General features: G+C 40.1%; 12 protein-coding genes. 1 reads left to right on the top strand and 11 read right to left on the bottom strand.

Annotation, left to right across the window (positions count from 1 at the left end; all coding sequences use genetic code 11):
* Positions 1 to 10 precede the first annotated feature (10 nt).
* From GLV97_RS01235 to GLV97_RS01270, 8 genes are all read right to left on the bottom strand, one after another.
* On the bottom strand, positions 11 to 1,228 hold the full coding sequence (locus tag GLV97_RS01235) for a glycosyltransferase family 4 protein (RefSeq protein WP_160888792.1): 1,218 nt from the start codon (positions 1,226 to 1,228) through the stop codon (positions 11 to 13).
* Positions 1,225 to 3,006 carry a heparinase II/III family protein gene (locus GLV97_RS01240; RefSeq protein ID WP_160888793.1) on the bottom strand — a complete coding sequence of 594 codons (1,782 nt, stop codon included), beginning with the start codon at positions 3,004 to 3,006 and terminating at the stop codon, positions 1,225 to 1,227. Before GLV97_RS01240 ends, GLV97_RS01235 begins: the two co-directional genes overlap by 4 nt.
* Positions 3,007 to 3,016: 10 nt before the next feature.
* Positions 3,017 to 3,670 carry a sugar transferase gene (locus tag GLV97_RS01245; protein WP_160888794.1) on the bottom strand — a complete coding sequence of 218 codons (654 nt, stop codon included), beginning with the start codon at positions 3,668 to 3,670 and terminating at the stop codon, positions 3,017 to 3,019.
* Between the two features lie 184 nt (positions 3,671 to 3,854).
* Positions 3,855 to 4,736, bottom strand: a complete 882-nt coding sequence (gene galU, locus GLV97_RS01250) for a UTP--glucose-1-phosphate uridylyltransferase GalU (RefSeq protein WP_160888795.1) — start codon at positions 4,734 to 4,736, stop codon at positions 3,855 to 3,857.
* Between the two features lie 21 nt (positions 4,737 to 4,757).
* Positions 4,758 to 6,623 (bottom strand): polysaccharide biosynthesis protein, encoded by a 1,866-nt coding sequence (locus GLV97_RS01255; RefSeq protein WP_160888796.1) that lies wholly within the window; start codon positions 6,621 to 6,623, stop codon positions 4,758 to 4,760.
* A gap of 255 nt (positions 6,624 to 6,878) precedes the next feature.
* Complete coding sequence (locus GLV97_RS01260; protein ID WP_160888797.1) at positions 6,879 to 7,652, bottom strand: tyrosine-protein phosphatase; 774 nt, start codon at positions 7,650 to 7,652, stop codon at positions 6,879 to 6,881.
* A 231-nt stretch (positions 7,653 to 7,883) separates the two neighbouring features.
* Positions 7,884 to 8,576 (bottom strand): CpsD/CapB family tyrosine-protein kinase, encoded by a 693-nt coding sequence (locus GLV97_RS01265; RefSeq protein WP_160841759.1) that lies wholly within the window; start codon positions 8,574 to 8,576, stop codon positions 7,884 to 7,886.
* Positions 8,566 to 9,330, bottom strand: coding sequence for a YveK family protein (locus GLV97_RS01270; protein ID WP_160888798.1), 765 nt, complete (start codon positions 9,328 to 9,330; stop codon positions 8,566 to 8,568). The genes GLV97_RS01265 and GLV97_RS01270 overlap by 11 nt, the downstream gene beginning before the upstream one ends.
* A gap of 286 nt (positions 9,331 to 9,616) precedes the next feature.
* On the opposite strand from GLV97_RS01270, the gene GLV97_RS01275 reads away from it, so the two are divergent.
* Positions 9,617 to 11,620, top strand: a complete 2,004-nt coding sequence (locus GLV97_RS01275; RefSeq protein WP_160888799.1) for an InlB B-repeat-containing protein — start codon at positions 9,617 to 9,619, stop codon at positions 11,618 to 11,620.
* Between the two features lie 49 nt (positions 11,621 to 11,669).
* On the opposite strand, the gene GLV97_RS01280 is transcribed toward GLV97_RS01275, so the two are convergent.
* The 3 genes from GLV97_RS01280 to GLV97_RS01290 form a co-directional block, all read right to left on the bottom strand.
* Positions 11,670 to 12,746, bottom strand: a complete 1,077-nt coding sequence (locus GLV97_RS01280) for an SGNH/GDSL hydrolase family protein (protein ID WP_160888800.1) — start codon at positions 12,744 to 12,746, stop codon at positions 11,670 to 11,672.
* Between the two features lie 48 nt (positions 12,747 to 12,794).
* Positions 12,795 to 13,565 carry a CatB-related O-acetyltransferase gene (locus GLV97_RS01285; protein ID WP_160888801.1) on the bottom strand — a complete coding sequence of 257 codons (771 nt, stop codon included), beginning with the start codon at positions 13,563 to 13,565 and terminating at the stop codon, positions 12,795 to 12,797.
* A 111-nt stretch (positions 13,566 to 13,676) separates the two neighbouring features.
* Positions 13,677 to 14,768, bottom strand: coding sequence for a capsular polysaccharide biosynthesis protein (locus GLV97_RS01290; RefSeq protein ID WP_160888802.1), 1,092 nt, complete (start codon positions 14,766 to 14,768; stop codon positions 13,677 to 13,679).
* Between the last annotated feature and the right edge of the window lie 11 nt (positions 14,769 to 14,779).

The following is a 14,779-nucleotide window of genomic DNA, read 5'->3' on the forward strand; positions in this document are numbered from 1 at the left end:
TTAATCTCCTTTATGCCTCACTTAACACTTTCAAGTAATATTCAGCTAATTTATATCTGGAATAATTTTTTTCTACAAAATCTGGTCCATTTCTTTTAAGATCTTCATATAATGCCTTATCGTTTTTAACTTTGATTATTGCATTCATAATACCTTCTACATTGTCAGGATCAACCACTATAGACGCTTTAGACTGTTCTAGAATTTCTGCAGCTTCTCCCTCCAGGCTAGCAACAATCGGCACACCACATGCCATAATTTCGAACATTTTTGAAGGTATGAATGTTTTAAATAATTCTATATTCTTTAGTGGTATTAAACTTAAATCGGATGTATTATAAAATTCTGGTATCATCTCTTTTGATTGTGATTCGATAAATTTAACATTACTAATAGATTGATTATTAGCCATATCTATTAGTTTCTCTTTTTCAGCACCCTCACCAATGAAGATAAATTCAATATCGTTATTGTGCTCTAACCCTTTTGCTACTTTTAAAATTGTGCTCAAATTTTGTGAAATCCCATGTGCACCAACATAAGATACAATAAACTTCGCTTGTAAGTCATATTTTTCTATTATTGATAAATTCTTTTTTTTAGGATAAAACAAATCTTGATTAACACCATTTGTTATAACATGAACTTTTTCACTATCAATGCCTCTATTTACAACATTATTCTTAAAAGATTTTGTTACCATAACTAAACTCTTGCTTTTTTCATAAAAAAACAGTTCCATTTTTTCCAATAGATTAGTTATTATACCTTTCTTCATCACTCCAAGTTCAATCATAGCCGCTGGCCATAAGTCCCTTATTTCAAGTACAAACGGTACTTTTTTTCTTAAACTAAAATAATAACCTGAAATAATAGAAAAAAACGTAGGGGAACTTGTTAAGATTACGTCTGGTTTTTTTATTTTTTTCATAGAAAATAAGACTGATGAAAACATAAATGAAATGTGACCTAGTGTTTTTTTTATAAAGCCTTTATTAGGTGTTGCATACACATAATTTCTATGTACATTTATACCATCAATTGTCTCATATTTATATCTTTTCTTCTTATATTCTTGGGGAATAATTCCAGTAGGATGATTTGGAAAACAAGTAACAACATGCACTTCATTACCTAGTTCAACCCAGTGTTTAGCCATTTCATATATCCTTGCCGACGGAGCTCCTATTTCAGGAGGAAAGTAGTGACATATAACAACGATTTTCATATAAAATCCCCTAATTCATCAAAGTTTATATACTGTTCTTCTCTACCATTTATTACCTTAAATCCATTTTCAAACTTATATACCCTTTTATTTGAACCTATTTTTATTAGATAACCAAACCAATTTTTAGTACTATCCATTCTTAGTGTTAAGTGTTCATTTTCTTCTTTAACATTAAACTCTTTAGAATACCAGCCATTTCGTTTGCAAATATCTCTTGTACCTATTGTTGTTATCTCAATAGAATCTTGCCCACTTATCACATTAGCAGTATCACCTTGAATATTAATGTGAGTCCCTGGGATGAAATGTATAATATTATTGATATTCTCTTTGTCTTCTTTGTTAACATAGTCTAAAACAATAACTGACTGTTCATCAATGTTACCAATACACCTTTTGTGCATTGTACCATTATAGGAAGTATACTCCCCTACATAAAAATTAATATCCTTATAAGAAAATTGTTTTCTTCCTACATTTTTGATTCGATTAGCTACCCTAAAACTTCCCCAAAACTGTGATTGCTCTTCATTTGCTATAGATACAGTATTGTGAGCTTTCGTACTCCTAAAATAATTTCTCCATTTACCATACTCATATTTAAAGGTCCCAGAATTCACTATTAATGGCTTACCTTTTACTGAAAGTTCATAACTCAAAGCGTCACAATGAGCATGTGCAGGTAAATAAGCAGGACAGATATCTCCAGTATCAAATATCAACTTCTTGTTATGGTCTTCAATAACAAATATCCCACTTTTCTCAAAACGCGTCTTTTTATTCGGTTTTAATGAAAAGAGTGACTCACACGAATATAATAAATTCATATAATCTTTACTAATTCCATCAGTACTATCATTAAAGGACGGGGTTTTACCTATACCTTCTTCAATACTATAAGTTACATCAATCATTTTTTGAAGGTAAGGAAGCAAATCATTATATATAGGTTCGCCTTTTAACCAATAAGTTATTTTAATCAAATCTTCTAAAATTATCTTATGATACATAGGGCTAAATTCAAAATGCATACCATCTTCTAAAATTTGTTCTCTTAATTGGTCTAATAGTTTAATCTTAGTTTTTTCCTTCACATTCTCTTCCTTAAAATAAATACTTCCAATTATTAATGCTTTTATATTCTCAAAATAATGATTACCTAATACATCCTTTTCAAGAACTTTTTTTAAATATTCATACTGCAAAAATAATGATTGATGGAACTTATCATCAAATGCATTATCAACCGGGATTTTATTTTTAAATGTTGTATACGAAGAAATCCAATTTGTAATCCTTAGTGAAATAGTATAAGGATGCCATCCATCACCATATGGGAACGGGTTATTATTTATCCAATTGTCTATTAAATATTTATATTTTTCATAATATAATTTACTGTTTTGTTTAGCAGTAAATTCATAAGTTAATTTATGTAAGTACTCAAAATAATGTAAATTATACCTCCATAAATGTTGAAGTTCCTTATTGTTCCAAGCTTCTGATAATTTCACTTTATTTGTTATGTTTATAAATGTATAATTATCTTGAAATAAATCGTCAATTTTAAAACGATCTAAGTATTTGCTGTTATAATCTAATTCAGCAACTAAATAATTTAAGTTATCATTTACTTCTATATTAAACGGCACTTTAATTTTACGAAGTCCTTTTTTATAGAACTCTCTTTTTACTCTATTAATTATCCTATAGTATATTTGTGAAATTTTGAGATACTTTACAGTATTAATATAAAGTTTGATTTTTTTATTCATTAAAAGTACCTCATCTTCCTTTACTAATATTAGTGCGTTTCTTTAACTTTGGGTCATAACTCTTCTTTTTACTCTTCATTAGAGAGTCACCTTCAACCACTCCATCACTCTTTACAACACTAATAACTGTCCCCAAAAAACATCTTAAATCCATATACATACTAATCTTATGAGCATACTCTCCGTCCAGTTTTGCTTTAACCTCAATAGGAAGCTCGTCACGGCCGTTTATTTGCGCCCAACCAGTTAAACCTGATGGTACATTATTTGCACCATACTTATCACGCTCGGCAATAAGATCATACTGATTCCACAATGCAGGTCTAGGACCGATAATGCTCATTTGACCAACAAAAATATTCCAAATTTGAGGAAGTTCATCAAGCGAAGTTTTTCTAAGGAATTTTCCCATTTTAGTGATGTACCTTTCTGGGTCTTTTAACAAGTGAGTAGGAGTATCCTTAGGTGTATCTATTCTCATAGTTCGAAATTTTAATATGGTAAAATGAGCCTTATTTAGGCCAACACGTTTTTGCTTAAAAAATACCGGGCCTTTTGAATCCACTTTAATGCCAATAATAAGGATTAAAAATATAGGAGATAAAAAAACAAGTCCCGCTAAAGAAAGGATAATATCTATTAATCTTTTGAAAAATAAGTACATTTTCTTGACACCCCTAATAATTCATTGAAAATTAAAACATTAAGTTATAATAAGCATATTTGTCTGATAATGATATATTAAATATAGGTTTCTAGAGTATTACACGTTGTATATTAAACTCATAAATATTTATATTTTTTAACTATCATTGGAAAAAGTTAAGGCCGCTTCAAGCGAAGCAACCTTAACTTTTAACTATTGAGTCTTCTACCAGTTCTTTAATAAAACTTAACACATCATTACGAAGCTCATCTTGTTCAATCGCCAGCTCTAAAGTTGTCTTCACAAACCCTAATTTCTCCCCAACGTCATATCGCTTACCCTTGAAATCATAAGCAAACACACGCTGGATTTCATTCAACCTCTGAATCGCATCCGTTAACTGAACCTCACCACCAGCTCCCTTTTCCTGCTTATCCAAAAACATAAAAATCTCAGGGTTCAATATGTAACGTCCCATGATTGCAAGGTTCGAAGGAGCAGTTCCTTGTTTTGGTTTCTCAACGAAAGTATTGACCTGATAACGCCGTCCTTCTTGTTGTTGCGGATCAATAATTCCATACCGGTGAGTTTCCTCATCAGCTACAGTTTGCACACCAATAACAGAAGAAAGCGTATCTTCGTACTGGTCCATTAATTGACGAAGGCAGGGCTGTTCAGCACGTACGATATCGTCACCTAACAAAACAGCAAATGGCTCATCTCCAATAAATTTACGCGCACACCAAACCGCATGACCAAGCCCTTTAGGCTCTTTTTGGCGAATAAAGTGAATCTCTACATTGGAAGTTGCGTTTACTTTTTCAAGAAGATCGTATTTCTCTTTCTGCATCAAATTATCCTCAAGCTCAAAATTCTTATCAAAATGGTCTTCAATTGCACGCTTTCCCTTACCCGTAACGATAATAATATCCTCAATCCCGGACTCGATTGCCTCTTCAACAATGTACTGAATTGTAGGTTTATCAACAATCGGTAACATTTCTTTTGGCATAGCCTTTGTTGCCGGAAGAAAGCGAGTTCCTAATCCGGCAGCTGGGATAATTGCTTTTTTTACCTTTTTCATAACGAGCTCCTCCTTACTATCCTATAACACTTGCTCCAAAACTTTTTTGTTAGATGAAACTCTATTATTAGCCAAGTCTATTGCATACTTCCTCAAGTCTTCAACACTGCTTTCCGCATGATGCTCAACTAAATACTTAACAAGGTGATAATCAAACTCCACTGTCTTCCCAATAAAGATCTTAGGAAACACCGGCTTCTTATTCACTTCCTTATCACTAAGAAGCTCCTCATACATCTTCTCCCCAGGGCGGATCCCGCTGAACTGGATCGGAATCTGCTCTTCGGTAAAACCAGAAAGGTGAATCAAGTTTTTCGCAAGATCGACAATCTTCACTGGTTCACCCATATCAAGCACGAATACCTCTCCACCTCGTGCAAGAGCACCAGCCTGCAATACCAGTCTTGATGCTTCTGGTATCGTCATGAAGTAACGGGTCATATCAGGATGGGTAACCGTAACCGGACCACCTGCAGCAATCTGCTTCTTAAATAGTGGAATCACACTCCCACGGCTTCCAAGTACGTTTCCGAAACGAACAGCCACAAATTTTGTATGACTTTGTCTTCCTAGATTCTGTACAACCATCTCTGCAATCCGCTTTGTTGCTCCCATAACGTTTGGAGGATTCACCGCTTTATCGGTGGAAACAAGTACGAATGCTTTTACACCTGCATGGTGAGCCGCTTCGGCAACATTTTTTGTACCGATAACGTTGTTCTTCACCGCTTCTTTCGGGTTGGCCTCCATTAATGGCACATGCTTGTGAGCAGCTGCATGGTAAATGTACGAAGGATGATAGTCTTCAACGACCTGGAAGATACGGTCGCGATCCTGCACGTCGGCAATCACGGTTACTAGTTCCGTATCTAAACCCAGCTGCTTTAACTCCATATGTATCGTATAGATACTGTTCTCCCCGTGACCAAGTAAAATCAACTTGGTGGGTTCGAACTTCACGAGCTGGCGGCAGATCTCTGAACCGATACTTCCACCGGCACCTGTTACCATAACCGTTCTTCCTTTGACTTCGGATTCAATTGTGTCAATATCAAGGTCAACTGGTTCTCTTCCGAGTAAATCCTCAATCTGCACGTCACGGATCTGATTGACGGAAATATTTCCTAAAGCAATATCTTCAATCATAGGCAACGTCTGTACATTTTTCACAACCTGCTTTGCATTACGGATAATGTCTTTTACACGTTCATGCTCAACAGACGGCATCGCCATCACAATGTGGTTCACATGATGTTTTTCAGCTATTTCTTTGATTTGGTTTGTGCTCCCAAGGACAGGAAGGTTCGCCACAACAAGGTGGTGCATCGTAACATCGTCATCAACAAAACCGATGAGATCTGCATCCATTTCATGGGAATTTTTCATCTGACGTGCCAGCATTCTCCCTGCAGACCCGGCACCTACGATAAGTGTCCGCTGTCGGTTTGGATCACGCTTCACAATTTTGGCTTTTTTCAATTTAGGATTGATGGTCAGGCCATACGTTTTATAGTACTGCCAGACGAAACGCACCCCGCCGAGTAGTAAAATATGTAACATCCAGGTGATGACGAGGGCACGTTCATACATTTCTCCAAAAGCAGCGACTTGAATAAGGGCACTGGATAGTATCGACAAGCTCACCACAGCTATAATGCCAATGAGTTCCTCTGTACTGGCATAGCGCCACTTTTTTTTATACATGCCAAGAAGGCTTGAGAATAAATGATGCGTGAGTAATAAGGCAATTGATAAGACGAGAATGATTTCATCAAAAACAGCGACATAGGGGTTTAAGAAGAAGTGCGACATATAAATGGAAAAGGAGACGATAAACGAATCAATCCCCATGAGTAATAAAAGCCTCTTTCGATAGGCTGCTGTCATAACCTCATCCAACTCCTTTCATTAATAGATGCGGGATCTAGGTTGAACGAAACAATTTTTTGTAACGTTTTTGTAACAAAGCACATTATAACAGGTATTATTGGTAGATTGAAGGATTTGATAGCATAATTTTACATAAATTAATAAAATATGTTTTGAAATTAGTCAAATAATCTCAAAGGTTGCTATGATCCATAAAAAAAGAGGGGACTATGGCCTTTGACTACGACTAAAGTTACCCCTGCACCTTCATACTTAACGGCTGAAAAGCCCTAAGATTTTTGATTTTTTTACATGCTCCGGAGGATCGGCCTGCAACACCCTGCCAGTGAGAACATCTTGCGCATTCTCCGAGAGAATATAAACCATCTCTTCTCCGTATTTCTTACGGACTTCATGATAAGCTTCCGACAAACAAAAACCTCTCGTTTTCGTATTGTGGGCATCAGAAGCAAGCAAATGAACCAGGTTTGCATCAAGCAGCTGCTCGGAAAATTTCTTGATCTTCTTCCCGAAGTGACCGCACAGGCTTCCCGCTGTCAATTGCGCATATGCACCCTTTTTCACAAAGGAATAAAGCAGGTCCGGATTTTCGATGATCGCTTTATTCCGTTCCGGATGGACGATCACCGGCTGATAACCAGCAACCTGCAGGTCAAAGAACAACTTCGACGCATAACGCGGGACAGATCCGGATGGAAATTCCACAAAAACATAGCTGCTCTTAAGATTAATGGGAAGGATTTCATCAGCTTCCAGCCCTTCCAGAAACTCCCCGTAAATCCTTGTCTCCTGTCCCGGCAGGACTTCCAGGTCTATACCGTGTTCCTGGAAGGTACGGTTCAATTCAGCGGTCTGAATCGCAATATTGTGCTTATAGTTATCGTAGGCACCGTTCTTATGATGCGGCGTGGCTACAATCGTTTTGATCCCGTCGGCAACGGCCGCCCTCGCCATCTGGATACTTTCTTCAACGGTCTGTGCTCCATCATCTACACCAGGTAAGATGTGACTATGTAAATCGATCAATAGTCTTAACTCCCCTTTTTTCTATTTAGTTATCCTATACAAACTTCTATTCTCTATTTATCCGTATGTTCGATACTAAGCACGATTATACCAATTTAATACAAAATAATGAAGACATATTTCTATTTTTTTCATAAATTTCGCTAATAATTTCCTATGATCCTTCTATATATAGTTAGATAATTGTAAACAAATAGAAAAAGGAGAGTCCTAAGACTCTCCTTTTTCTATTTACTGCCCGTAATAATAATAATAGTTACTGGATTTAACATCCTGGTCATTTAGAACTACGCCGAGAAGATTGACCTGAGACTGCTCCAGCTGTTCCTTCGCCTTCAGGGCTGACTCTTTATCTGTCTGTTTGCTCCGGACAACCAGGAGCACACCGTCCACGAAATTGGAAAGAACCTGCGAGTCTGTGACGGCATGAACCGGCGGTGTATCAAAAATAATCATGTCATACGTCTGCTTTGCTTCTTCAATGAACTCCTGCATTTTCTTCGATCCAAGCAGTTCAGAAGGGTTCGGAGGAATCGGTCCGCATGTCAGGACATCAAGCTTATTCAAATCTGTAGGATTCACTATATCCTCGATTCGCTGGGCACCAATCAAATAATTGCTCAGTCCGGCTGTGTTGGGAACACGGAAGGTATAATGGATCGTCGGTTTCCTCAAATCCGCATCTACAAGCAGCGTTTTCTTTCCCTGCTGGGCGAAAACCACTGCGGTATTGGCTGTGGTTACAGATTTACCTTCAGACGGGTTTGGGGAGGTTACGACCATTGTTTGAAGATCCGCATCAACCGAAGCAAACTGCAGATTCGTCCGGATGGTACGGAACTGTTCGGCAATCGGCGATTTAGGATTCTCCTTGGTAACCAGGTTTCTTGCTCTTGTGTTAACATTCTGTTTTTTACGTGCCAACGGACTCACCTCTCACTGTTCCGGCTTCACGCTTCTTTTTTTTTGAACGGCCGGGGTTGGTTGTGTTCTCTGATGAGATGGTAGACACCACTCCAAGAACAGGAAGACCTAACGTCTCATCGATATCGGTTTCAGACTTAATCGAGTTATCCAAGTATTCCAGTAGGAAGGCCAGGCCGACGCCGAGCATCAACCCGACAACAAGGGCGATGGCAATGTTCAGGCTGGTATTCGGGCTGACCGGCGCCGGATCTGAACCGACGTTCGCTTCTGTCAGGACGTTGATATTGTCGACGCCGTTCATCAACTGAGGGACTTCTTCTTTAAATACTTCAACCGTTGTATTGGCGATATCGGCAGCCATTAACGCATTGTTATCTGTGGCCGTTACATTTACGACCTGTGACTCATTGGCGTTAGACACCTGAAGCTTATTGGCAAGGGCGCCTGCTGAAATGTCTAAGTTCAACTCAGAAGCGACCTGGTCCAGGATTCTCGGACTTTCAATAATGACATTGTATGTATTGATAAGTTCCACGTTTGTACGTATGTCGTTAATGTCATAAGCGGCATTTTGTTGTTCACTCTGGGTCTGGTTCACGATGAATTGAGATGATGCCTCGTAGGTCGGAGTGACTAAAAAGATCGTATAAAGGGCACTGATCACAGCTGCTGTGGCGGCTAAACCAATAATCATCCACAGTCTCTTCTTGATGACCTCGAAAATTTCTTTCAAGGAAATGGTTTCTTCCATTTATAAACCTCCAATATTTGTCGAATTAACAGATAGAATCATTATAGCATAAAGGCCTATCAGATTAGAGAACTATCTGTGAAATTTTCTAATCTTTTACATAAATGCAGGATGGGTTCCACTTTATCCATCGGAATCTATCAGAGATCGTTAACCCTAAAGAAAAGAATTGATTCCCTATACCTAGGGTTTCATAGATTTGTAAATATATCCTGTAATCCTCCCTCAATAGGTCAGTCACCATGTATAATGAAACTACATGATTTTAATGGAAAGGTGTGGGTCTATGAACAAGAAGTACATCCTGCTTGTGCTGGCAGGTCTTTTGATTATCGGCGGCATGGCCTTCTTTACGATGAATGCTGTGCAGGCCGATACAGCCGAAGAGATCTATAAAAAAGCAAAAGCTGCTTTTGAGAATGAGGAATATGAGGAAAGTGCAGAGCTTTATCACGATGTGCTTGATATGGACCCTTCTCATGAAAAGGCACGGCTTGAACTCGGAGAATCATACATAGCTTTATCTGACTATGAAGCGGCCGTACAAGTCTTGAACGATGGGATTTATGAAAATCCGGAAAGCTCCTCGAATTACATCGCTTTGTCTGATGTCTTCCTTCTGCAGAAAAAGGTGGGAAAAGCCGTCAGCACCCTTAGTAAAGGCCTGAATTACAGTGATCAAGAACCCATCCAGAAAAAGCTGGACCAAATCAATGATAAGATATCGGTCCACCTGGAACGCTCTATGGTCCAGAAGGGATACAAGCGGGATTTGGAGCTCGTTTGGGAAGACAATGAAGGGAACCCTGTCTCTCTGGAAGCCGACTGGAAGGTGGAAGACCCTGCGATTGGAGAAATTGTCCTGGATGAAGAGAGTGGCAGCAACCAGTTCTCCGCTGACTCCACGGGCACAACCGTCGTAACAGCTGTTTGGGAATCCCTCACCTATTCCAAAGAAGTGGAAGTCGCCGAGCAGGTGCTGGATGAAGTAACGGTCGAACCGGAAAACATTGAGCCTCTCGCAGTCGGGCAGACGGTCGAAATAAGCGTCGAAGGTAAAGATGAGGCCGGGGAAGAAATGGAAATCGCACCGGAATGGTCTACAGAGAAAGAGTTGATAGAAATCGAAGCCCAGGAGGATTCCGATGAGATATCGGTTACAGCTGTTAAAGAAGGAATCGATACCTTAACGTTGGAATACCAAACGTATAAACACGAAATGAAAGTGAAGGTGCAGGGGGACGAAAACTTGATTGAAACGGATGCCGAAGGAAATGGAACGGTTTCCGTATTCCCGGATATGGATACTTATCCGACAGGGGAGGAAATCACCTTTGACGCTCATCCGGAGGACGGATGGGAGTTCGTCCGATGGGAAGGGGATATCGATTCGGATGAAACGGACGCTTCCGTAAATTGGACAGTGGAAGGATCCATGGCTGTGACCGCTGTCTTCGAACCGGTAAGCTATGACCTGGACTTATCGATTGAAGGAGAAGGCAGAATCGTCCGGGACTCGCTCGCCACCAACTACAGCCATCTGGCTGATGTGTCCCTAAGACCAAGAGCCGCGGATGGCTGGGAATTTGTCCGGTGGGAAGGATCGTATGCAGGAACGGAAGCGGATATCCATGTCAGTATGGATGAAGATAAGTCTTTAACCGCCGTGTTTGAAAAGAAAGCTGATGAAGAACCAGAAGAATCCGTTGAAGAGGAACCAGAGACTGAACCTGAATCAGAACCTGTCCCCCAACCTGAACCTGCTGTATATCAATTAAATGTAGGGATTAATGGACAGGGGAATATTCATAAAGACAAATCCGGAAGTCAGTTCAGCAAAGGAACGACGGTGAACCTAAGCGCCGTACCTAAAGACGGATGGACGTTTGCTGGATGGAGCACGGGAAGCTATTCTTCCAACATCAGTATCACGATGAACAGCGACCGGGCAATCTCAGCGAATTTTAAGAAGAAAGCGGAGCCTGAACCGGATCCAGAACCAAAGCCGGAGCCTGATCCCGAACCTGAACCGGCCCCTGAGCCGGAACCAAAGCCCGAGCCGGAACCAGAGCGATTCACACTTTCCACTTCCGTGGAAGGAGAAGGATCCGTTGAGGCTTCCGAAAAGGATGTACAGGCAGGCGGTAACATCACGGTCACCGCTTCACCTGCAGAAGGCTGGACGTTTGTCCGGTGGAAGGGGGACCTTAGTGGTTCGAAGCGATCTGCGACGTTCATGATGGATAAAGACAAGAGCGTAACCGCTGTATTTGAAAGGAAAGAAGAATAACTACCACGCAAAAAGGCTTTCCATATGGAAAGCCTTTTTTATCATTCTCTTATTTTAATAGTAACCCTTTGATTCTCACTATATGACCGCTGGAGTTTTTACTCTTATCTCCATTGATTGTGATTTCAATTTCATGATCCCCTTCACTCAACTGTGAATCGATAAGAAGATATTTGGTCTTTTTATATGGGGAGTAGGCACTGATCGTTTTTTCAAGTTCACCATCGACGTACACATCGAAGGATCCGCCATCTTTATGAGTGATCACCGAAACTCCGAGCCACTTCGATGAGTCTTCAGAAACCTTGTAACTCAGTGTTTTCCCTTCCTCATCCGAAACAAAGTAGGATTCTTTATCAAGGAACCCTTCATCATTTACAGGTTCGTTGGTTAGAGAAATTTCATTCTTTTCATATTCCTCGTCCTGGGTATCTGCTTCTCCAGTTTCCTCATCCGCTTCAACCTTGTTTTGTATGGAATCAAAGATCGCAGACGCATACAGAACATAGCCTTGGTCATTCGGATGGATGCCGTCCGCTGTCAGCTCTTCTGTATCCTGTTCGGATTCCTCAAAAGCCTTCTGGACATCCACTTTCGTCAATTGATACTGGTCGGATATATCAGATAAAACTTTCTGATACTCAGGTTCCAACCCATTCTCTACAATGGAATATAATTCAGCATCTGGAAAACGCAGCTTAATATTTTCAATAAGGTCCGAGTAGGTTTCTTTGAATTCTTCCTCCGTCAGAGAAATTTGATCGTTGACACCGAAAGAAACAAAGATGCTGTCATACACTTTACTCGTTTCATATTGATTGAATTCCATCAGCCCATCAAAAGAATTGGATCCACCCTTAGTAAGGCCGATGTTTTTTACATCAATTCCGTACTCATCAGTGATTTTACTGTTCAGCTGGGCCGTCCACGTCTGTTCCTCAGAGGAAGCTCCGGTACTTTTTCCGATACTATCTCCAACAACTAGATATTGAATAGGCTCCTCATCCTTAATCTTCTCCGCCATGCTCTTGTTATTGTTGGCCATTGTAGAACTATAAAGACCTACAGCTAAGATGACAGCAGCAATAAGTACCGTCATAATCAGCAGTGTTTTTTTGTTTTTCATAAGACACCTCAGTTGTAGCCAGATGACTGGCTGGATTATTTTTCAACATCACGAATTCCCTGTATTCACAAGGTCATCTTCTTCTTTTGTTTCCTGTGAGGGTTTCTTGTTAACAAGCTGCTTATTGATGACTTTTACCCGGGGGTTATTTCTTAAAGTGAGCTTGCCTTCTTCTTTTCTTTCTTCTAATTGTTGAACGGCTGTTTCGATATCATCGAATTGAATACCTTCCAATGATTCCATCGTGTAATTCCACCACTGTAACTGGAGCAGCCGCTCTCTCATGCTTTCGTCAAAGCGGTATTTAATATGCTTAGCTGGAATTCCACCAACAATGCTGTAAGGCTCAACATCTTTGTTCACAACGGCGCTTGCAGCTATAACGGCCCCATCACCAATGGTGACACCCTTAAGAATCGTCACATTGGAGCCGATCCAGACATCATTGCCAATAACCGGGCTGGGTTTGCTTTCTATGCGGTCGACGGTTGTATCGAAATCCGCCGCTTCATCCCAGAAGTTGTAACCAAATTTATCTGCGTATTGAAAATCATGGGTGCTTAAGTAATGAAGTGGATGCTCTCCCATACCAATCGTTACGCCTGGTGCTACATTACAAAACCTGCCGATTGATTTCAGGTTTCGAATGGTACCGCCTCTTAGGTTCGTGTAAGCGCCAATAATTCCCGAGTTGATTAAATTCGTATCCAGCACACGAACAGGAGGTTCAAAAATGGCTTTTGATTTTTTCGCAAAACAATTAGTATCATCCACCATGATACCTTCTTCCAGTAAAACTTCTTTAGTAACCTTAGTCATGTCAAAATCCTCCTGCAAAGTATTTCTCATGACTCCCCTATTCCTAACAAGAATTACTGTGATCTCCAGGAGTTCTATTTATCTGTTTATCCTGGAATGGATTTTTATCGTCTATTTTATAATGCGGTTAATAGTTTCACTCAGTGTCAGTTCCTCACCTGTATGTGGATCCCTATACCTTGGGTACAGTAGGTAAGCACCGACAAACAATTCGGTGACGCTGAGATTTCTTTTTCTTCTATCCACGGATTGCCGGTCATCAGTTAAGCCCCACCCTGAATAAAACGGGGCACCAGCTGTCGTCACAGGAATGCCTCTGAGCAGCGCTTCAAAACCTGACAAAGATGTGATGGTATATACATGGTCAATGGTTTCCAGAGCATCCACCAAACTTAATGGAGATTCTAGAATCATAGCCAGATGACGGATATCCTCCGGGTTGGACTGCTTTTCCCTGCGGCCGGTTAGAACATCCGGATGTGGCTTATAAATGATCTGCGCTTCTTTGTGTTCACTTCTGGCCATTCGCACTAAGTCGTTGTTCGTCCATTTTTCAGAGCTTCCCATTTTAATAGAAGCATCATCTTCCACCTGTCCGATAACCAGGATCCGCTTCGTTGTCTTCGGACCATAAATGTCATGGACACTTCTTTTATCGACGTGGTTGTACTTACTGACACCCAGCTCTTTCAGTTTTCTGATGTTCTTTTCCGCTTCTTCTAATAAAGCAGGGTTTTCTTTAAAAGGAAACTGATTCAGAATATCCTCCAAATCACTCGGTCTTGAAGAATCAAAATACATTCCTTTCCGGTCGAGACAAACCGAATAGGGCGGGGTATGCAGCGCTCCAAGGCCTTTGGAGCGGACAAACCCATCCTCTATCCTATACAGCGGGATATCCTTATCCGATGCATACTGTTTCAATTCTCTGCCGGCATTGTAGCCCCAGACAATAAAATCCACATCGTCATACCTTTCGATTTCGTGTCGGAGGTATTTTAAATTGTAGTCAAAGGGTACGAATTTCACCTTATATTCCGTTAAAAAGCGGACGATGAAAGGTCTCTTCCATTTGGAAACATGAAAAAGAAAAGCTGTTTTTTGACCTCGATCACCTGCTGGAGCCAGTTTCCAGTAGGTGATGGTCATATAAGCAAGCACTGTTTTAATTGTTTTCTTTACCATCTTTTTTATCTTGTCCATGCAAACCGTCC

The sequence above is a fragment of the Halobacillus litoralis genome, from assembly GCF_009856355.1.
Lineage (GTDB): Bacteria > Bacillota > Bacilli > Bacillales > Halobacillaceae > Halobacillus > Halobacillus litoralis_B.

Excerpts from the sequence above, each read along its gene's own strand:
- GLV97_RS01235 (WP_160888792.1), bottom strand. The coding sequence starts at position 1,228 with ATGAAAATCGTTGTTATATGTCACTACTTTCCTCCTGAAATAGGAGCT.
- GLV97_RS01240 (WP_160888793.1), bottom strand. The coding sequence starts at position 3,006 with ATGAATAAAAAAATCAAACTTTATATTAATACTGTAAAGTATCTCAAA.
- GLV97_RS01245 (WP_160888794.1), bottom strand. The coding sequence starts at position 3,670 with ATGTACTTATTTTTCAAAAGATTAATAGATATTATCCTTTCTTTAGCG.
- galU (WP_160888795.1), bottom strand. The coding sequence starts at position 4,736 with ATGAAAAAGGTAAAAAAAGCAATTATCCCAGCTGCCGGATTAGGAACT.
- GLV97_RS01255 (WP_160888796.1), bottom strand. The coding sequence starts at position 6,623 with ATGACAGCAGCCTATCGAAAGAGGCTTTTATTACTCATGGGGATTGAT.
- GLV97_RS01270 (WP_160888798.1), bottom strand. The coding sequence starts at position 9,330 with ATGGAAGAAACCATTTCCTTGAAAGAAATTTTCGAGGTCATCAAGAAG.
- GLV97_RS01275 (WP_160888799.1), top strand. The coding sequence starts at position 9,617 with ATGAACAAGAAGTACATCCTGCTTGTGCTGGCAGGTCTTTTGATTATC.
- GLV97_RS01280 (WP_160888800.1), bottom strand. The coding sequence starts at position 12,746 with ATGAAAAACAAAAAAACACTGCTGATTATGACGGTACTTATTGCTGCT.
- GLV97_RS01285 (WP_160888801.1), bottom strand. The coding sequence starts at position 13,565 with ATGACTAAGGTTACTAAAGAAGTTTTACTGGAAGAAGGTATCATGGTG.
- GLV97_RS01290 (WP_160888802.1), bottom strand. The coding sequence starts at position 14,768 with ATGGACAAGATAAAAAAGATGGTAAAGAAAACAATTAAAACAGTGCTT.